This window comes from Pseudomonas fluorescens, from assembly GCF_902497995.1.
GTDB classification, from domain to species: domain Bacteria; phylum Pseudomonadota; class Gammaproteobacteria; order Pseudomonadales; family Pseudomonadaceae; genus Aquipseudomonas; species Aquipseudomonas fluorescens_BK.
Window position 1 is genome coordinate 317,782 of record NZ_CABVII010000002.1, and the last position, 19,414, is coordinate 337,195.

The window sequence follows — 19,414 nt, forward strand, 5'->3', positions numbered from 1 at the left end:
ATGGTGGCTGTGTGCGGGAGACCTTCGGGTCTGCCGGGGTTGCCGAACGACTCGGTCTTGCAGACCTGCACACAGCTGCCACCCATTACCTGCAAGTGATGCTGGCCGCTTCAATTCTCGTTCGGAGATTCACCATGATCAAAGTTACCCCCAATCCCCCCGAAGACTCTGCGCAATCAGCTGCGTACGAAGCTCACTACCTTCCCAAAACATTCATCCGTCACCACATTCAGCTACCTGCGCTTTTATTGCACGCGGAACCCTGGTTCTGCGCCCGCGATATCGGCCGGTTGATGGGTGTTGATATAAACGGCAGACAAGCGCTCAAGCTCGATGCGGATCAGCGGCGGATGATGCGTCTGTCTGAAAACGATGACTTGCAGGAGACCTTGATGCTGAGTGAGTCGGGCGTGTACGCCATGTTGGTGTATCACTACTGCCCGGAAAACCGCCATTTGCGGCGTTGGTTGACCCATCATGTGGTGCCTATGTTGCGAGAGGAGGCAGGGTCCGTTTCGACTCAGGCGTCGCATATGCGGGCGATGGAGTGGGCCGGTGGGACGCTGAGGCTGCTGCATTGGCGCAAAGAGCCTTGGGTTCGCCTGCGCGATATGCCGGGTTTGTTGTCAGCAGGTTACAGCGGCGTTTTATAGATGGATTCGCGGGCAAGCCTCGCTCCTACAGGGTTTCATCGTACCTGTGGGGCTTGCCCGCGATAGCGGAGTGTCAGTCGAAATCAGTGTTGTTTGACACACCGCAATCGCGGGCAAGCCCGCTCCCACAGGGACCGTGTCCTATTAACCTTTTCCATTGCCTTCGATGTGCCCCAACGGCACCCGCTTCTCGATCGCACTCGACAACACGATCGACGTCTTGCTGAACCCGAACTTGGCAATCTTGTTGATCAACTCCTCCAGCTCCGGCATCGACCCCACCGCCGCCTGCATGATCACGCACGGATCGCCCGTCACCCGGTGGCACTCCGTCAGCTGTGGGATTTTGATCAGGTCGTCGTAGGCCTTCTGATTACCGTGCTGGTTCAGGCGCAGTTCAATGACGCACTGGATCGGCAGGCCGAGTTTGGCCATATCGACTTTCGCCTGATAACCGGTGATCACCCCGCAGGCTTCAAGTTTGGCCACGCGCTCGGCCACGGCCGGGGCGGACAGGTTGACCTTGCGCGCCAGGTCGGCGTAGGACGCACGACCGTTTTCCAACAGGGCGCCGAGGAGCATGCGGTCGTATTTATCCATCGTCTTGCTCCTGAAAAATGCCCGACTTTCGAAAGCACGGTTTATAGCCTTTATCTCCGTGTTTTGAAAAGTGTACTGGCGCTATAAACAGGTTTTGTAGCTTATTTTCCGCCGTTGGCCTTTCTAGAATAGCTGTTCACCTGTCTTGCCTGCGAGCTGCCCAATGCCTGGCCTACGCCGCTTTCCCTTACCGTTGATCGCCGCCTTTTTTGCGTTGTACGTGATTTGGGGCTCGACTTACCTGGTGATTCGCATCGGCGTGCAGTACTGGCCGCCGTTACTGCTTGCCGGTATTCGCTTCGTGATCGCCGGTTCGCTGATGTACGCCTTCCTGCGCTGGCGCGGGGCGCCGGCACCGACTTGGGTCCAGTGGAAAGCCGCGGGAATCATCGGGATTTTGCTGCTGACGTGCGGCAACGGGGCAGTCAGTGTGGCCGAACATACGGGCGTGGCCTCCGGCGTGGCCGCGCTGGCAGTGGCGACGGTGCCGCTGTTTACCTTGCTCTGTGGATATTTCTGGGGCGCACGTAATACCCGTCTTGAATGGGCCGGGATTGCGCTGGGGTTGATCGGTATTGCCATGCTCAACCTCGGCTCGAACCTGCAATCGAGCCCGCTGGGTGCCGCGTTGCTGATCTTCGCGGCCGCGGCCTGGGCCTTCGGTTCGGTGTGGAGCAAACACTTGCCATTGCCCCAGGGCGCAATGGCCAGTGCCGTGGAAATGCTGGTCGGCGGCGTGGCGCTGCTGATCGGCAGCGCACTGAGCGGTGAGCATCTGGAAGCCATGCCGCCGATGGAAGGTTGGGCGGCCCTGGCCTACCTGACGTTCTTCGGCTCGATCATCGCCTTCAACGCTTACATGTATCTGTTGAAAAACGTGCGTCCGGCGGCGGCCACCAGTTATGCCTACGTCAACCCGGCGGTGGCGGTGTTGCTGGGGATCGTGTTTGTGGGCGAGACCATTGGTATCGAAGAAATGTTGGCCATGTTGGTGATCATCAGTGCCGTGGTGTTGATCGGTTTGCCGCAGTGGCGCCGGGCTCCCCAACGACCTGCTGCCGTGGTACGGACAGAATCGAGCGTGAATTAGGGTAAACTGCGCGCCATTGCATCTTGTTTTGCACACTTATTTTGAAAAACCCGCGCTGAATTTTCCTACGGTAATCCCATGACTTTCGCCACCCTTGGCCTGATCGAACCCTTGCTGCGCTCTCTCGAGACGCTCGGCTACCAGACCCCGACGCCGGTTCAGGCGCAAGCCATTCCGGCAGTGCTGGACGGTCGCGACCTGATGGCCGCTGCCCAGACCGGTACCGGCAAGACCGCCGGTTTCGCGCTGCCGCTCCTGCAGTTGCTGGCCATGGAAGGTCCGAAAGTCACCGCCAACTCGGTGCGGGCCCTGATCCTGGTGCCCACTCGCGAACTGGCTGAACAGGTTCACGAGGCCGTGCGCCAGTATGCCGAGAACCTGCCGTTGAGCACCTATGCGGTGTACGGCGGCGTCAGCATCAACCCGCAAATGATGAAACTGCGCAAAGGCGTCGACCTGTTGGTGGCGACTCCTGGGCGCTTGCTTGACCTGTTCCGGCAGAACGCGCTGAAGTTCAACCAGCTGCAAACCCTGGTGCTGGATGAAGCCGATCGGATGCTCGACCTGGGCTTTTCCGAAGAGTTGGGGAACATTTACCGGGTGCTGCCGAAGAAACGTCAGACGCTGTTGTTCTCCGCGACCTTCTCCGACGCCATCCGTCTGCTGGCCGGGCAAATGCTCAACGATCCGCTGAGCATCGAAGTCAGCCCGCGCAACGTAGCTGCCAACACTGTTAAACAGTGGGTGGTGACGGTGGACAAGAAGCGCAAGCCGGAGTTGTTCGTGCACTTGATGCGCAAGAGCAAGTGGAAGCAGGTGCTGGTGTTCGCCAAGACCCGTAACGGCGTGGACGCCTTGGTGGAAAAACTCCAGGGCCTGGGCATCAATGCCGATGGCATCCATGGCGACAAACCTCAAGCAACCCGCCAGCGCGCTCTGGACCGTTTCAAACTCAGCGAAGTGCAGATCCTTGTCGCCACCGACGTTGCGGCCCGTGGCCTGGATATCGAAGACTTGCCGTTGGTGGTCAACTTCGACCTGCCGATCGTGGCCGAAGACTATATTCACCGGATCGGCCGTACTGGCCGCGCGGGTGCAACCGGGGAGGCCATTTCCCTGGTGTGCGCCGATGAAGTGAATCTGCTGTCGGCCATCGAGACCTTGACCCGTCAGACGCTGACTCGCCAGATGGAGCAGGATTTCGAACCCGAGCACCGGGTGCCGGATACCGATGCCAGCGGTCAGGTGGTCAAGAAGCCGAAAAAACCGAAAAAGCCCAAGACCTCGAGCGGCGGCAAGCGCAATCTGGGCAAGTGGGTCGAGAGCGGTGATGCGTCGGCGCCGGAGCCTTCGATCAAGCCTGTGCGCAAAGTGCCGGTGTTTAACACTGGGCCGCGCAAGCGTAAGCCTTAATAGTCGCTGCGTCCTTTAAGCCGCCTTCGCGAGCAAGCCCGCTCCCACAAGGGATCTGTGGTGTGACATAGATCCAGTGGGAGCCACAACAGGGGATTTGGTGTGACATGGAATCCAGTATGGGAGTCCACAGGGGATTTGTGGTGTGACACAGATCCCCTGTGGGAGCGGGCTTGCTCGCGAAGGGCGCGCCGCGGTCTCAATCCTTGCGCTTCAACCACTCCACCATCCCCAACCCCGCCGCCCGCCCACTGGCGAAACACGCGGTCAGCAGATAGCCGCCCGTCGGCGCTTCCCAATCCAGCATCTCCCCGGCACAGAACACGCCGGGCAGTTGCTTGAGCATCAAACGTTCATCCATCGATTCGAACATTACCCCACCGGCGCTGCTGATGGCTTCGTCCAGCGGGCGGGTTTTCACCAAGGTCAGTGGCAATGCCTTGATCGCTCCGGCCAGCAATGCCGGATCAGCGAAGCATTCGGTCGCCGTCACCTCTCGCAGCAACGCCGCTTTCACACCCTCGAGCCCAAGCTGGCTGTGCAGGTGCTTGGCCATGGAGCGCGAGCCCCGCGGCTTGCTTAGCGCCGCCTGGATTTTATCCACAGGCTTGCCCGGCAGCAGGTCGAGATGAATAGTCGCCGAGCCATGCAGATTGATGGCTTCGCGGATCGGTGCAGACAGGGCGTAGATCAAGCTTCCTTCAATACCCGTCGCTGTAATCACACATTCCCCGAGCCTTGGGACGTCGTCATTAAGACCAATAGCGATATTTTTCAGCGGCGCTCCGGCGAATTTGCTGATCATCAGCTCGCTCCAGGCCTGCACTTCGAAGCCGCAGTTGCTCGGCTGCAGAGGCGCCAGTTCCACGCCGCGCTGTTCCAGCGGCAGCATCCAGGCACCGTCCGAACCCAGACGCGACCAGCTGCCGCCGCCGACGGCCAACAAGGTTGCATCGGGTTGAAGGTTTTTTTCGCCGTCAGGGCAGGACACTTTCAAGCTGCCATCGCCATTCCAGCCGAGCCAGCGATGACGGGTGTGGATAACTACCCCGGCGTCTCGCAGGCGTTTGAGCCAGGCGCGTAACAAAGGTGCGGCTTTCATGTCGGTGGGGAACACCCGGCCGGAGCTGCCGACGAAGGTTTCGATGCCCAGGTCATGAATCCATTGGCACAGTGCGTCAGCGCCAAATGAGCGCAACAGCGGCGCAATCTGCGGCGCCCGTTCGGCGTAGCGCGAGAGGAATGCCGGGTAGGCTTCGGAATGGGTGATATTCATCCCGCCGACACCTGCCAGCAGGAATTTTCTCCCGACCGAAGGCATGCCGTCATACAGGTCGACCTTGATCCCGGCCTGGCTCAACACTTCAGCCGCCATCAAGCCGGCGGGGCCGCCGCCGATGATTGCGACGCGAGGGGGGAGGGAAGTCGAGGGCTGAGTCATGGAATGCGCTGCGGTCTGGGGGAATGAAGCCGGGCATTCTACCGCAGAGATCAATGTGGGAGCGGGCTTGCTCGCGAAAGCGGTGCATCAGTCACATCAATGCCGGATGTGCCGACGCTTTCGCGAGCAAGCCCGCTCTCACATTTGATCTACGGTGGATTCAAAATGACTGATCAAAAAACAATCACCGCTCTGAACCCTATACACCGCCTGACCTGCAGCCCCTTTCACTCAGGTTATCCACAGGCGGCTCCACAGCCATTGTGGGTAAAGACCCACACCTCAATGACAACCTGATGACTGCCAGACCCGTTGCGCGCTGTGATGCAGGATCCCATGACGACGTGCCAGGGCCTTGCGGTCCTTGCTGTAGCCGCCGCCGATCACCCCCACCAGCGGGATATCCCGGCCCAGGCAATGCCGCATCACGCTTTCATCGCGAGCGGCGACGCCTTCGTCCGTCAGTTTCAGGTAGCCGAGTGCGTCATCCTTATGCACATCGACGCCAGCGTCATACAGCACCAGATCAGGCTGGTAGAGCGGCAGCAAATAGTTGAGCGCGTCGTCCACGACCTTCAGGTAATCGGCATCGCCCATGCCCATCGGCAGGGGAATATCCCAGTCGCTTTCGGCCTTGCGTGCAGGAAAATTCTTTTCGCAGTGAAGGGAAACGGTTATTGCCTCCGGGGTGTTGTGCAGGATTCGTGCAGTCCCGTCGCCCTGATGCACATCGCAGTCGAAGATCAGCACCCGATTCACACGGCCACTTTCCAGCAGGAAATGGCTGATCACCGCCAGGTCATTGAAGATGCAGAAACCGGCGGGATGGTCGTAGTGCGCGTGATGAGTGCCGCCAGCCAGGTGACAAGCCAGGCCATGTTCCAGCGCCTGCTCGGCCGCCAGCAGGGAACCGCCAACCGCCCGCACCGTGCGCCGGGCCAGGGCTTCGCTCCAGGGCAGGCCGAGTCGCCGCTGGTCTTCGCGGGACAACTCGCCACCCATGTAGCGTTCGATATACGCAGGGTCATGAGCGAGGGCGAGAATCTCTGGCGGGCAGAGCTCCGGGCGCAGCAGGTCGGTGTCTCGGGTCAGTCCGCTGTCCACCAGGTGATCGCGCAGCAGGCGAAACTTGTCCATGGGGAAGCGGTGATCCGCCGGGAACTCGGGACTGTAGTCTTCGTGGTAGATCAGCGGCAGAGGCATAACGGGCTTTTATCAAGTACGGCAGGTAGGAATGAAGGAAGGATCGTACCAGCGATGTAGACTTGCGGCATGGGAAAGGGGGATACGATGGAGCCGATACTGAAACTCGAGAGCGCGCGACTGCTGTTGCGGCAGTGGCGGGACGAGGATTTGCCGGAGTTTGCGGCGATGTGCGCCGATCCCCAGGTCATGCGATATTTTCCGGCACCCTTGAGTCGGCTGGAGAGTGCGTCGCTGATCGGACGGATTCGTGGCCACTTTGCCGAGCATGGCTTCGGTCTCTGGGCGCTGGAGCGCAAGGACACCGGCGCATTTATCGGATTTACCGGATTGGGTGAGATCGGCTTCGACGCGCCCTTCACCCCGGCCATCGAAATCGGCTGGCGCCTGGCCCGCGAGCATTGGGGGCTGGGCTACGCCAGTGAAGCGGCATGGACCGCTCTGCGCTGCGGCTTTGACCGGTTGGCGTTGAATGAAGTCGTATCCTTCACCAGCGAAACCAACCTGCCATCGCAGAAAGTCATGCAGGCAATCGGTATGCACCATGATTCAGCCGATGATTTCGAACACCCCAGGCTCGCGATCGATCATCCCCTGCGTCACCATGTGCTGTACCGCATCACTCGTGAACAATGGCTGCAAACCTTGCATGGATAAGCTGGCACGGGCGTTTACAATAGCTCTCATGGGCACTGGCCAGAAACTGAATCGACCGCCGCAGCCAAGACTGCGCGGCATTGCGTTGTGTGAGGAGAGACTGAATGAGCCAAGTGTTGGATGATCTGGTCGACCTGCTGACCCTGGAGCCGATCGAAGAAAACCTGTTCCGTGGCCGCAGCCAGGACCTGGGTTTTCGTCAGCTGTTCGGTGGCCAGGTGCTCGGCCAATCCCTGTCTGCGGCCAGCCAGACCGTAGAAGAAGCGCGTCATGTACATTCGATGCACGGTTATTTCCTGCGTCCGGGGGATGCCGGGTTGCCGGTGGTCTATCAGGTTGACCGGGTTCGCGACGGTGGCAGTTTCAGCACGCGCCGGGTGACGGCGATCCAGAAGGGCAACCCGATTTTCACCTGCAGCGCGTCGTTTCAGTATGACGAAGAAGGTTTCCAGCACCAGACCGAGATGCCGACAGTGGTCGGTCCGGAAAACCTGCCGACAGAACTGGAACTCATCCAGCAGCGTGCGCACCTGATCCCTGAACACATGCGCGAAAAACTGCTGTGCCCGAAACCGATCGAATTTCGACCGGTAACCGAGGAAGATCCCTACAACCCGAATCCGTCCGATCCGATCAGGTACATCTGGTTTCGCGCCGACGGTGCCCTGGTCGATTCCCCGGCGCTGCATAAATACCTGCTGGCCTACGCCTCGGACTTCAATCTGTTGACCACCTCGATGCAGCCCCATGGCAAATCGGTCTGGAACAAGGACATGCAGGTTGCCAGCCTCGATCACGCCCTGTGGTTCCATGCCGATCTGCGCGCCGATGACTGGTTGCTGTACGCGATGGATAGCCCATGGGCCGGCAATTCCCGTGGATTCTCCCGCGGCAGCGTGTTCAATCGTGCCGGACAATTGGTGGCTTCGGTCACTCAGGAAGGCCTGATCCGTCACCGCAAGGATTGGGCATGAGCCTGGCCGAGGTGCGGCACTGGGTGTTCGACATGGACGGCACCCTGACAGTGGCTGTGCATGACTTCGCGGCAATCCGCGTGGCGCTGGCGATCCCTGCCGAAGACGACATCCTGACCCACCTCGCCGCGCTGCCGGCCGATGAAGCGGCGGCCAAGCATGCCTGGTTGCTGGAACACGAACGCGACCTGGCGCTGGGATCGAAAGCGGCGCCGGGTGCGGTGGCTCTGGTGCGTGAGCTGGCCGGACGTGGTTATCGCCTGGGCATTCTCACGCGCAATGCCCGTGAGCTGGCGCACGTCACGCTGGAGGCGATCGGTCTGGCCGACTGCTTCGCGGTGGAGGATGTGCTGGGCCGTGATGAAGCGCCACCCAAACCTCATCCGGGTGGTTTGCTGAAACTGGCCGAGGCCTGGAATGTGCCAGCGAGCGAGATGGTGATGGTCGGTGATTACCGCTTCGATCTGGATTGCGGTCGGGCGGCGGGGGCTCGGACGGTGCTGGTGAATCTGCCGGATAATCCGTGGCCTGAGTTGACTGACTGGCATGCGGCGGATTGTGGGGTGTTGCGGGATATGTTGTTCACATGAGGGCCCCTTCGCGGGCAAGCCTCGCTCCTACAGTGGAATGCGGTCTACTGTAGGAGCGAGGCTTGCCCGCGAAGGCGTCGGTTCAGCCGCCACAAAAACTCACTGACCAAACAACGCTTTCTGCCCCTCCGGCGAATTGAACATCCCATCCCCATCATGCCCAACCCCCGGCACTTCGATCAGCTGCTGACTCATCCCCTGAGGATACAGGCGCTTCAGGTAATCAAAATAATTGCGCCCACGAGCCAATCGATTCGCACCCTGGGCTTTTGCCTCACAACGTTTATCCAGCGCCGGATGATTCGGGTCGGTGTCCTGCTGCCCCAGTAGATAAACGATGTCACGCTTGGCGTAGTTTTCCTCCAACTGCGCGGGGTTTTTTCCCTCGGCATAGGCGGGAAGATCCGCCAGCCCGTATTTCCAGCGATTGAAGTCCGGGCAACCGGCGTGACTGAATGCCACGGGCCGACGTTCATCGAAGTACGCATAAGAAGACGGGTTGGCGACGACGTAACGCACCTGCACGCCGGCCGCCTTGAGCTCGGGTTGATCGTGACCCAGCAACGCATAGCGCTGAACTACCTGGGCGCCACCGGAGTGACCGGCGATGACGATCTGCTTCACATCGGGAAACTGCTGGCGATCGCCGATTCGGGCGAGGACTTCGTCGAGTGCTGCGTAAGAACTCAGGGTAAACGGCGCGGTGGACAAGCCGCCAGCCATCCAGTCATTGCCTTGCCAGCGCAATACGCTGTCAGCCACTGGGTGAAGTGCGATGTCGGACTCATTGAGAAATTGCGGAGCAATCACCAGGGTGGTCGCGCTTTGTCCTGCCTGTTCAGCCGCGTGTTCTGCACGCTGGCGCCAGGTTTCGGCATTGCGCGGGCGGCCATGGATGATGATCAACACCCGTTCGATTTTGGTCGGCGCCGGGCCGATGCCCACTGCGATCTCACCCGAGGTCAACAGCAGGCGACCGGGGCTGAGTTCCTTGACCCCATGCTCGGCAGCCTGGGTGCTTGCGCAGGTGAACAACAGAGCCAGCAGCCACGTTTTCATTACAGGTTTTTCGCCGCAAAGGTATCGCACTGGCCGACCTGGCCCTGGGCGAATCCGGTTTTGAACCAGCGCACCCTTTGCGCCGACGTTCCATGGGTAAACGAGTCCGGCACCACGCGACCCTGGCCTTGCTGTTGCAGACGGTCGTCGCCAATGGCGTTGGCGGCGTTCAAGGCTTCTTCGATGTCACCCGGTTCCAGCCAGTTCAGGCGTTGCTGGGCATTATGGGCCCAGACCCCGGCCAGGCAATCGGCCTGGAGTTCCTGGCGCACCAGCAAGCCACCGTCGCCTTCCATTTGCCGGCCTTGTTGGCGCGCGGTCTGAATTTTCGCCGATACGCCAAGCAAGGTCTGCACGTGGTGCCCGACTTCGTGAGCGATCACGTAGGCCTGCGCGAAATCGCCCGCAGCGGAAAAGCGTTGGGACATCTCCTGGAAAAAACTCATGTCCAGGTAGACTTTCTGGTCCGCCGGGCAATAGAACGGACCGGTCGCGGAAGTCGCCAGGCCGCATGCCGAGTTGACGCGGTTGCTGAACAGCACCAGGGTCGGGTCCTTGTATTGACGGTCGGCCTGCTGGAAAATCTGCCTCCAGGTGTCTTCGGTATCGCCCAGGATCGAGCGCACGAATTCGGCCCCTTCATCATTGGCCGGTGGCGCCTTGCGGGTTTGCGTCGGGGCCGGCGCCGATTGCTCGCTCATCTGCCCGGTGAGTTGCCCGAGGATCTGCAAGGGGTCCTGGCCAGTGAGCCAGCCGATCCCGACGATCAGCACGATCGCCGTCAGGCTCAGGCCCTTGCCGCCACCGAAACGCATTCCGCCACCACCGCCGACGTCATCGCCCCGGGCATCGACCACGTTGTCGCTGCGTCGACCTTTTTTCCATAGCATGGGGGGATCCTCGTTACTGGCTTGATGAAGAAGGGTCGTGGTGAGTGTTGCTGCTGAGTGAGAGCGGCGCCAGTCCGGTCATCAGACAGCCTTGAACGGCGCCGGTTCTGTGCAGGCGGTGACATTAACCTCTTCGTTGACGGACGGGTCAAAGGTCCTCGGCGGCGAAGGTGTCGCAAGCCTCGGTCCGGCCTGTGGCGAAACCGGATTTGAACCAGTTCGCGCGCTGCTGCGAAGTGCCGTGACTGAACGTCTCTGGCCGAACTGTGTCGTTTCGGGAGCGTTGCAGGTTGTCGTCACCGAACGCTGCCGCGGCGTGCAAGGCGGCTTCGATATCGCCAGGTTCCAGCCAGTCCAGGCGTTGTTGCGCATGGTGCGCCCAGACGCCGGCCAGGCAATCGGCCTGCAACTCCGCACGCACCTCCAGGCCGCCATCGCCGGTGACCGGTTGCTGGTCCAGCAAGGCTTTCTCGAAGGGGGCGGACAGTCCCAGCTCAAGTTGCACGTGATGGCCGATTTCGTGAGCGATGATGTAGGCCCGTGCGAAGTCACCGACCACTGAAAACTGCTGCTCCAGTTTGGCGAAGAACGCCAGATCGAGGTACACCTGCTGGTTGCCTGGGCAGTAGAACGGGCCACTGGCGGAGCTGGCGTACCCGCATCCGGAGACCACCCCATTGTCGAATAGCGTCAGCGTGGGTTCCGGATAATGCCGTCCCGTCTGCGCGAAAAGTTGTTTCCAGGTGTCTTCGGTGTCGCCCAGTACTGACTGTACGAACCTCAGTTGCAGATCTTCGGTGTCAATTGAAAGGGCGACGCCGGGTGGGTTAAGGGTGTTCGACGAGGTCAGGGGAGCCTCGTCCGGTGTCGTACCCAGTGTCGAATAAAGTCCTGCGCTTGCCAGTGCGACGGCGGCCAATCCGGCGCCCAGCGTTTTCCCTGTGAGTGTGCGGGCATCCTTGCCCTCCCGAGTGTCGTTCACGTTGTCGCTGCGTCTTGCCTTGTTCCATAACATGTTTGCGGTCTCTCATGGATGATGGGGCGTGTATCGCCGAATCCATGAATAACCGCACTGGCAAAGATATGTGGGTGAATTATGTAAGGATTAGTAAGGCCATTGTCATTGGGACTGTTGTCGTGGATCTGACGTGGCCAATTCGCGGTGACCGGTCGAACGGGTCCCGAGGCCGAGCGGTATGTTCAAACTCAACGATGGGCTGCAGGGTCGATCTCCTGTTCGTAAGCTGTGATGCCTGCGATATGTCGTGCGGCGATGTAGCCGAACGTCAGCGCCGGGCCGAGATTGATGCCGCCGGCGGGGTAGTGCCCACCCATGATGCTGGCCATGTCGCCGCCCGCTGCGTACAGCCCGGTGATGACTTGACCGGATTCGCCGAGGACCTGGGCATGTGCGTTGACCTTCAGGCCGGCGAAGGTGCCGAAGCAGCCGGGCTGGACCTTCACGGCATAGAAGGGGCCTTGTTCGATCGGTGCGATGCAAGGGTTGGGGCGCTGCAACGCATCACCCTGTTTGCGGTTATAGGACGTCGAGCCGCGACCGAACTGAGGGTCTTCACCCTTGTGTGCATGGCGGTTGTATTGCGACACGGTACGGCGCAAACCGTTCGGGTCTATGCCGCAGTTCAGGGCCAATTCCTCCAGGGTATCGCCGGTTTTCAGATAGCCGCTGCGGATAAAGGATGACAGGGGCACCGGAAAAGGCCGGGAAATCCCGAGGCCATAGCGCCGCTGAAATCCATGGCTGCAGATCAGCCAGGAGGCGACTTCCTCGCCCTGCGGTGCAGCGGCGACCATGGCTGTCACATAGTCGTAGTAGCCGTCAGCTTCGTTGACGAAGCGCTGGCCGTTGCTCAACACCCCGATGATCCCGGGTTTGCCGCGCTCGATGATGTGCGGGAAGTGGCCGATGCTGCCATCTTTGTGCGGCACTTGCGAAACCGGTGCCCAGGCAACTGGCGATACCATGTCGGTGTTGACCCGGGCGCCGGCGAGTTCGCCCAGGCGCAGACCATCGCCACTGACGCTCAGGGGCGGCAATGCCAAGTGTTCATGACCTGTGGGTGTGCGAGGGAACAATGCCTTGCGCCGCTCAATGTCATTGGCGAAACCCCCGGCGGCGAGCACCACCGCCTTGCGCGCATGAATACGGATCTGGCCCTTGGCGGTGCTGATCACCGCGCCCCGGACATGACCGCCCTCTTGCAACAACTCGGTGACCGGCGCCGATTCCCAGAGCAATACGCCAAGGTTTTCGGCGGATTTTGCCAGCCGGGCCACCAGTGCGACGCCGTTGACCAGTTGCATCGCCCGGCCATGAATGGCGAGGTCGAGCAGGTGACGGGTGAAGCGCCGGGTCACATGCCAGGCTGCCGACAGCGAGCGTGTGAGGTTGAGAAACGCGCCAAGGTCCGCGCCCGCCATGATCGGCATGCCCATGAACGAAGTTTCGCGCATGGTTGTGCGCAGACGCTTGAGCAGCTTGCCGACTTTTCGTCCGTCATAAGGCGCAGCGATCACCGAGCGCCCGCCGGTACCGGCTCCCGGGGTGTCACCATGAATATCGGCAATCGCGTTGCCGTCGGCGAATTGCAATGAGGTGTGCTGTTCGAAGAACGCGACCATTCGCGGGCCGGCCTCGAGGAACGCATCAATCATTGCCGGCTCGTAACGCTCGCCGAGTTCATGTTTAAGGTAGGTGCGCGGTTGCTCGACGTCTTCGACGATACCCGCGCGACGGGCCAGGGGGTTGCACGGCACCCACGCCCAACCACCCGACCAGGCCGTGGCGCCGCCAAACACCGAGTCTTTCTCGACCACAATGACTTTCAGACCGTGCCATGCAGCAGTGACTGCAGCAGACAGTCCGGCTGCCCCGGAGCCAATGATCAGCACGTCGCAGTCAGTATCCGGAGCGTTGTGTGGTTGGGCAGGCATGTTGGAAAACTCATGTTTTTAGAATTTGATTCCAGAAAATATATGAGCATGATCAGACTCGGCAACCATCGACCGTGCAAAGCGGGCGGTTATCGGACAGCGGGTTCCAGATTTCGTATTGGGCAGTTTGTCTTTTAGAATCTGCCAAATTTTGCGTGGAGCCTCCCATGGCCGGCAGTCAGATCGAACGTGTTTTCAGTGTGCTGGAAAACCTCACCAGCGACCCTCGCGGTCTGCCGATGCAAACGCTGGCAGAGCAACTGGATATCCCCAAAAGCGCGACCCATCGCCTGCTCGCCGAACTGATTCGGCTGGGCTACGTACGGCAGAATCCGGAAAATCTGCGCTATCACCTGTCCACCAAACTGGTAGCCATGGGGTTTCGTTACCTGTCGAGCAGCGGCGCCGATATCGTTCAGCCGGTGCTCGATCGCCTGGCCCGGGAAACCGGTGAACTGGTGCGCCTTGGGGTGATCGAAGGCGAGCGACAGACCTGGATCGCAAAATCCCAGGGCGCCCGTTCCGGTCTGCGCTACGACCCGGATATGGGCCGTGATGCACCTCTGTTCTATACCGCGTCAGGGCATGCATGGCTGGCGTGCATGAGCGATGCCGAAGCCTTGTCGCTGGTGGAGCGCCAGGGCGGTGAGCGCCCGAAAGACCTGGGGCCGAATGCACCGCGCTCCAACATCGAATTGCTGGAACGCCTGCGGCTGGCGCGGGAACAGGGCTATGCCTGGGTCGAGGAGAGCTCGGCGGTGGGGACTTCGGCGATTGCGGCGGTGGTGCGGCACCCGGGTGATCGCCGGGTGATCGGGGTCCTCAGTATCGCCGGCCCGAGCGCGCGAATGCCGGGGGCGCGGTTGCATGAGTTGGCGCCGTTGTTGTTGAAGTACACCGAGGAGTTGTCCGCGGCGAGTCAGGCTTCGGAGTTGTTCGTTTAACCTTGGGCACCGCTGATTCAATGTGGGAGCGGGCTTGCTCGCGAAAGCGGTGTTTCAGACACATCAATGTCTACTGACATTCCGCCTTCGCGAGCAAGCCCGCTCCCACATGACGGTCTTCGAACGCCCAATATGTGCGTTGTTCGCACACTTTTGTGGTTTATCTGTGTAAGAATCTGGAATCTGGTTCTAAATTGTTGAAGTCATTCCTTCCAACAATAAACACAAGAGAACCAACCCTTGAATTCCCCCCTTCGCATTGCCCTGATCGGCGCTGGCAATATGGGCCAGCAGCATTACCAGCATTTGAAAACCCTGACGGAGGCGACCTTGTGCGCGGTGGCCGATCCCGGGCCGCAGGCAGAGGCTATTGCCACGCAATGGGGCGTGGCCTATTTCGCCGAACACCATCAGATGCTGGAGCAGGTGCAGCCGGACGCCGTGATCGTCGCCAACCCGAACAACCTTCACGTCAGCACCGCGCTGGATTGCCTCGCGGCTGGCGTGCCGGTGCTGCTGGAAAAACCGGTGGGCGTGCACATGGACGAAGTCCGTCAGCTGGTGAACGCTTCGAAAGCCACGGGCGTGCCAGTGTTGGTGGGGCATCATCGGCGCCACAATCCACTGATCGCCCGTGCTCATGAACTGATCCACAGTGGTGCCTTGGGTCGATTGACCACGGTCACGGCGCTCTGGCAGTTGCGCAAACCCGACAGTTATTTCGAGACGGCCTGGCGCCGCGAGCCCGGTGCGGGAATGTTACTGACCAACCTGATTCACGATCTCGACTTACTCCGGCACCTGTGCGGCGAAGTGCGGCAAGTGCAGGCAATCACCAGCAATGCGGTACGCGGATTTGCCAACGAAGATTGCGCGGCGGTGTTGCTGCAATTCGACAGCGGTGCGCTGGGCAGCCTGACCGGTTCCGATGCGGTGGCGGCACCCTGGAGTTGGGAGCTGGACTCCGGGGAGAACCCGGTGTATCCGCGTCAGGCCGATCAGCCTTGTTTTATGCTGGCCGGGACGCGGGGGGCGTTGAGCATTCCGCAGCTCAAGCGCTGGCACTACGCTGAAGCCGATGCGGGGTGGCATCAACCGTTGCTGGAGGTTCAGGAAAGTTTCAGCCTCGATGAAGCGTTGCGTTTGCAGTTGCAGCATTTCGTGCGCGTCGCGCGCCGGGAAGTCGAGCCGTTGGTGAGCGTCGCCGACGCCGCCCGCACCCTGGCGCTGATCGAGGCGATCCGCGAAGCCGCGCAAACCGGCCGCGCCTGCGCCCCTTCGCTGATTGAGGGATGAACATGAATGAACGGATTTATTCCCTGGCCAGTCTGACGGTACTCGAGTTGTCACCGCCCGAGATGGTCGAGGTCGCGGCGCGGGCCGGCTACAGCCATGTCGGATTACGGCTGGTGCCGGCAACACCTGAAGAACATCATTTTCCACTGGTGGCCGATATCGGGTTACGGCGCAGGACTTTGGCGTGTTTGCGTGATACCGGCATTCGCGTTCTGGATGTTGAGATTTTGCGTCTCGAACCGGAAACCGTCGTCACCGATTTCGAGAAAATACTGGAGGTCGGTGCGCAGTTCGGCGCCAGTGAATTACTGGTGGCGGGTAACGATTCGGACGAACACAGGCTCACGGAGAATTTCGCCCGGCTCTGTGATCTGGCGGCGCGTTACGGGCTGCATCCGCATCTGGAGTTCATGCCCTGGACCGATGCACGCAATCTGGAACAAGCGGTGCGCATTGTCGAAACCGCCGGCCGTGAAAACGGCGCGGTTTTGGTGGACGCTTTCCATTTCGATCGTTCGGGGTCGCGGCTGGAAGATCTGGCCAGGGTTGCCCCGTCACGGTTACGGTATGCCCAGTTGTGCGACGTGGCGGGGCCGCGGCCGACGGACATGACGGAGATTCTGCGCCAGGCACGTAATGAACGGCGCTTCCCGGGGGAGGGCGATTGTGATCTGGCGGGGTTGTTGCAATGTCTACCGGTCAATGTTCCGTTGAGCCTTGAGATACCCACCCTGAAGTTGCTGGAGCAGGGCGTGAGTGGGTTGCAACGGGCGCAGATGGCACTGGATAAAACCCGTGAATTGATGGCGCGGCTGTAAGCGGTGCTGCGCACCTGTTGCGGGCAATCCACACTTCCACAGGTTTGAACAACCCTGTGGGAGTGTGGGCTGCCCGCGAAGCTTTTGACTTTAAGTAAGGAAACCCAATGACCCTCAGCACCCCGCTTTCCGGCGTCAATCAGCCCTTCAAGGGGATCATGCTGATCGTTGTCGCGACCTTTCTGTTTTCCAGCCATGACGCGTTGTCGAAATTTCTTTCAGGGTTCTACCCGATCATCATGGTGGTCTGGGCCCGATATCTGATTCACACGTTATTGATGGCCGGGATTTTTCTGCCGCAATCCGGGCTGAGTGTCCTGCGGACCAGGCGACCGTTACTGCAGTTGCTCAGGGCGTTGTGCCTGCTGGGCACCAGTCTGTTTTTCACCACCGGCTTGCAGTACATCCCGTTGGCCGAAGCCACGGCAGTCAACTTTCTTGCCCCGGTCCTGGTAACCGCACTTTCGGTGCCGCTGCTGGGTGAGCGCGTCACCCGTGGCCAATGGATCGCGGTGATTTGCGGGTTTATCGGCGTAGTGATCATTGTCCACCCCGGGGGCGACCTGTTCACGCCAGCCGTGTTGTTGCCGCTCTGCTCGGCACTGTTTTTCTGCTTCTATCAATTGCTCACCCGCAAGCTCAGTGAGATCGACAGCCCGACCACCAGTAACTTCTTCGCCGGCCTGTGCAACACCTTGGTGATGAGTGCGCTGGTGCCGTTCTTCTGGCAAGTGCCCAGCCTCGGACATGGTTTCATGATGGTGGCGCTGGGGGCTTGCGGGATGACCGCGCATTTGTTTTTGACCCAGGCTTTCCGTCACGCCGCGCCCGCTCTGCTGGCGCCGTTCGGCTATTGTCAGATTGTCTTTGCCGGTTTGCTGGGCTGGTTGCTGTTTGCCCACACGCCGACCCTGACCACAGTGGTCGGGATCGCGGTGATTTGCTGCAGCGGGTTGGCGGCGGCCTGGCAACAGAGCCGTCGGTAAACGGTAAACGACCTGTGGGAGCGAGCTTGCTCGCGATGGGGCCTGATATTCACCATCGCTGGTGACTGTCAGGCCGCTATCGCGAGCAAGCTCGCTCCCACAGGGGGATTTGCGTCGGGGTATCAGTCGGTGACGGTAGGAATCTTGCGCGGTGCCATGAAGTACATCCAGATCAGCGCGATGAAGTACATCGCCGGAATCATGGTGAACAGCACGGTGTAATTGTTGTTGGTGATGGTCAGGATGTGTCCGACCAACTGGGTCATGAACATCCCGCCGATGGCGGCGCACATGCCGCCGAAACCGAACACCGTACTCATCATGTGCTTGGGCGTGTAGTCCATGACCAGGCTCCAGATGTTCGCCGTCCAGGCCTGGTGCGCACCGATGGCCAGGGAAATGGCGGCCACGGCAACCCACAGATTGCTGGAGCCTGCCGCCATGATCACGCCGATGATGCAGCAGGCGAACAGGAACATGGACAGCAGTCGCGCCTTGATCGGGTTCATTCCGCGGCCAATCAGGAACGAGGACAGGATCCCGCCGCCGACGCTGCCGAAGTCGGCGGTCAGGTAGATGATAATCAGCGGGATACCCATCTGGGTCACGTTGATCCCCAGGTTATATTGCTGATTCAGAAACGGCGGCAGCCAATAGAGGTAGAACCAGAACACCGGCGCGGTCATCGAATAGGCGAGGGCGAAGGCCCAGGTGCCACGCATGCGCAGGATTTTCGAGAACGGCACGCGGGTCTGTTCCGGTTCGACTTCATTCTGGATGTAGTCCAGTTCCGATTGTTTAACGCTTGGGTGATCCTCCGGGTTGAAGTATTTCAAGCCCCAGAACAGCAACCAGATCCCGCCCAGTGCCGACATGCACAGGAACGCTGCCTGCCAGCCCCACACGTGGAGGATCAGCGGCAGCAGCATCGGCGTGAACATCGCACCGACGTTGGTGCCGGCATTGAAGATGCCGGTGGCCACGGCACGTTCACCGGCCGGGAACCACAACCGCGTGGTTTTCACGCAGGCCGGGTAGTTGGCGGCTTCGGTCAGGCCCAGGATGAAGCGGCAGACCATGAAACCGACCGCCGAAGTGGCCAGGCCGTGGGCACCGGTGGCCAGGCTCCAGAGCAGTACCGCACAGAAGAACACGCGTTTCACGCCGACCCGGTCGATCAACCGGCCCTGCAGCACGAAACCGATGGCGTAGCCGACCTGGAACCAGAAGTTGATGTTGGCGTAGTCCATCGCCGTCCAGCTCATTTCCTTGGCCAGGATCGGCTGCATCACGCCCAGTGCGGCGCGGTCGATGTAGTTCAGGGTGGTGGCGAAAAACACCAGCGCGAGCATGCCCCAACGGGTTTTGCCGACCGCCATGGCGCCGCGGATCTTGTCGCCGATGCCGCCGGCGGTGCCGATGGCCGGAGCCATGCGTGAACTCTGAGAAGGAATCATTTGTGCCATCCGTTCAATGACTGACAAGCGAAGCTCGTCGGGACTTCAAGGGCGCGTGATCAATCGGTGGCGCTGGATGCGGGGCGATTGACCGGCTGAGGTGCTTTTTGTCAGCTGACGAAAGCGCGTTATTCAGCGAGCGGCACGGTTCGGCCTGGGGCGCGAGACGGTCGGATGGACGCCAGGCAGCGTGTGTGGGAATTCGAGCGAGGGAGCAAGGCGTTGAATGAGTGCATGAGCGTGTACCCGTTTTTTGAAATTTTTATGTGGTGTTCAGGGTCTTTGGTAACCGGGCCCCATTGTTTATGACGGGACCCAATGTGGTGTTGATGTTGCGCAGTGGACGAAAAATCGTCAATTCGCCAAAGGCCATTGTGTTCGATAATCG

At 60.5% G+C, this 19,414-nt stretch carries 18 protein-coding genes; 10 read left to right on the plus strand and 8 right to left on the minus strand.

All coding sequences use genetic code 11. The features are described from left to right. Positions 1-134: 134 nt before the first annotated feature. Positions 135-653 carry a BRO-N domain-containing protein gene (locus F8N80_RS03410; RefSeq protein ID WP_150783213.1) on the plus strand — a complete coding sequence of 173 codons (519 nt, stop codon included), beginning with the start codon at positions 135-137 and terminating at the stop codon, positions 651-653. A gap of 144 nt (positions 654-797) precedes the next feature. Here F8N80_RS03410 and F8N80_RS03420 read toward each other — a convergent pair whose 3' ends face one another. Further along, positions 798-1,253 (minus strand): Lrp/AsnC family transcriptional regulator, encoded by a 456-nt coding sequence (locus F8N80_RS03420; protein WP_150783214.1) that lies wholly within the window; start codon positions 1,251-1,253, stop codon positions 798-800. Between the two features lie 163 nt (positions 1,254-1,416). Here F8N80_RS03420 and yedA point away from each other — a divergent pair, with 163 nt between their 5' ends. Together yedA and F8N80_RS03430 are read left to right on the plus strand one after the other, a co-directional pair. After that, positions 1,417-2,343 carry a drug/metabolite exporter YedA gene (yedA, locus tag F8N80_RS03425; protein ID WP_150783215.1) on the plus strand — a complete coding sequence of 309 codons (927 nt, stop codon included), beginning with the start codon at positions 1,417-1,419 and terminating at the stop codon, positions 2,341-2,343. Positions 2,344-2,421: 78 nt separating this feature from the next. Next, entirely contained in the window at positions 2,422-3,756 is a 1,335-nt protein-coding gene (locus F8N80_RS03430; protein WP_150744046.1) for a DEAD/DEAH box helicase, read from the plus strand. A 199-nt stretch (positions 3,757-3,955) separates the two neighbouring features. Here the strand turns inward: F8N80_RS03430 and F8N80_RS03435 are convergent, their stop codons facing one another. Beyond that, positions 3,956-5,197, minus strand: coding sequence for a TIGR03862 family flavoprotein (locus tag F8N80_RS03435; RefSeq protein ID WP_150783216.1), 1,242 nt, complete (start codon positions 5,195-5,197; stop codon positions 3,956-3,958). 282 nt (positions 5,198-5,479) lie between these two features. After that, positions 5,480-6,400: a histone deacetylase family protein gene (locus F8N80_RS03440; RefSeq protein WP_150783217.1), complete on the minus strand. Its 921-nt coding sequence runs from the start codon at positions 6,398-6,400 to the stop codon at positions 5,480-5,482. Between the two features lie 87 nt (positions 6,401-6,487). On the opposite strand from F8N80_RS03440, the gene F8N80_RS03445 reads away from it, so the two are divergent. From F8N80_RS03445 to F8N80_RS03455, 3 genes are all read left to right on the plus strand, one after another. Continuing rightward, entirely contained in the window at positions 6,488-7,057 is a 570-nt protein-coding gene (locus F8N80_RS03445) for a GNAT family N-acetyltransferase (protein ID WP_150744049.1), read from the plus strand. Between the two features lie 104 nt (positions 7,058-7,161). Further along, positions 7,162-8,031 carry an acyl-CoA thioesterase II gene (tesB, locus tag F8N80_RS03450; RefSeq protein ID WP_150744050.1) on the plus strand — a complete coding sequence of 290 codons (870 nt, stop codon included), beginning with the start codon at positions 7,162-7,164 and terminating at the stop codon, positions 8,029-8,031. Beyond that, positions 8,028-8,621 (plus strand): HAD family hydrolase, encoded by a 594-nt coding sequence (locus tag F8N80_RS03455; protein ID WP_150783218.1) that lies wholly within the window; start codon positions 8,028-8,030, stop codon positions 8,619-8,621. The genes tesB and F8N80_RS03455 overlap by 4 nt, the downstream gene beginning before the upstream one ends. A gap of 99 nt (positions 8,622-8,720) precedes the next feature. Here the strand turns inward: F8N80_RS03455 and F8N80_RS03460 are convergent, their stop codons facing one another. From F8N80_RS03460 to F8N80_RS03475, 4 genes are all read right to left on the minus strand, one after another. Then, complete coding sequence (locus tag F8N80_RS03460; RefSeq protein ID WP_150783219.1) at positions 8,721-9,680, minus strand: alpha/beta hydrolase; 960 nt, start codon at positions 9,678-9,680, stop codon at positions 8,721-8,723. After that, complete coding sequence (gene ypfJ, locus F8N80_RS03465; protein WP_150744053.1) at positions 9,680-10,570, minus strand: KPN_02809 family neutral zinc metallopeptidase; 891 nt, start codon at positions 10,568-10,570, stop codon at positions 9,680-9,682. Before ypfJ (F8N80_RS03465) ends, F8N80_RS03460 begins: the two co-directional genes overlap by 1 nt. 148 nt (positions 10,571-10,718) lie before the next feature. Beyond that, positions 10,719-11,585: a KPN_02809 family neutral zinc metallopeptidase gene (gene ypfJ / locus F8N80_RS03470; protein WP_150783220.1), complete on the minus strand. Its 867-nt coding sequence runs from the start codon at positions 11,583-11,585 to the stop codon at positions 10,719-10,721. Between the two features lie 191 nt (positions 11,586-11,776). Then, positions 11,777-13,525, minus strand: coding sequence for an FAD-dependent oxidoreductase (locus F8N80_RS03475; protein WP_150783221.1), 1,749 nt, complete (start codon positions 13,523-13,525; stop codon positions 11,777-11,779). Positions 13,526-13,692: 167 nt separating this feature from the next. Here F8N80_RS03475 and F8N80_RS03480 point away from each other — a divergent pair, with 167 nt between their 5' ends. The 4 genes from F8N80_RS03480 to F8N80_RS03495 all read left to right on the plus strand — a co-directional run bounded on the left by F8N80_RS03480 (position 13,693) and on the right by F8N80_RS03495 (position 17,569). Beyond that, complete coding sequence (locus tag F8N80_RS03480; protein ID WP_150744056.1) at positions 13,693-14,469, plus strand: IclR family transcriptional regulator; 777 nt, start codon at positions 13,693-13,695, stop codon at positions 14,467-14,469. A 240-nt stretch (positions 14,470-14,709) separates the two neighbouring features. Further along, positions 14,710-15,765, plus strand: coding sequence for a Gfo/Idh/MocA family protein (locus F8N80_RS03485; protein WP_150744057.1), 1,056 nt, complete (start codon positions 14,710-14,712; stop codon positions 15,763-15,765). 2 nt (positions 15,766-15,767) lie between these two features. Next, the gene (locus F8N80_RS03490; RefSeq protein WP_150744058.1) at positions 15,768-16,583 is read left to right on the plus strand and encodes a sugar phosphate isomerase/epimerase family protein; all 816 of its coding nucleotides are present in this window, start codon (positions 15,768-15,770) and stop codon (positions 16,581-16,583) included. Positions 16,584-16,690: 107 nt separating this feature from the next. Continuing rightward, on the plus strand, positions 16,691-17,569 hold the full coding sequence (locus F8N80_RS03495; RefSeq protein WP_150744059.1) for a DMT family transporter: 879 nt from the start codon (positions 16,691-16,693) through the stop codon (positions 17,567-17,569). A gap of 122 nt (positions 17,570-17,691) precedes the next feature. On the opposite strand, the gene F8N80_RS03500 is transcribed toward F8N80_RS03495, so the two are convergent. Beyond that, entirely contained in the window at positions 17,692-19,026 is a 1,335-nt protein-coding gene (locus F8N80_RS03500) for an MFS transporter (protein WP_150744060.1), read from the minus strand. Positions 19,027-19,414: the final 388 nt, after the last annotated feature.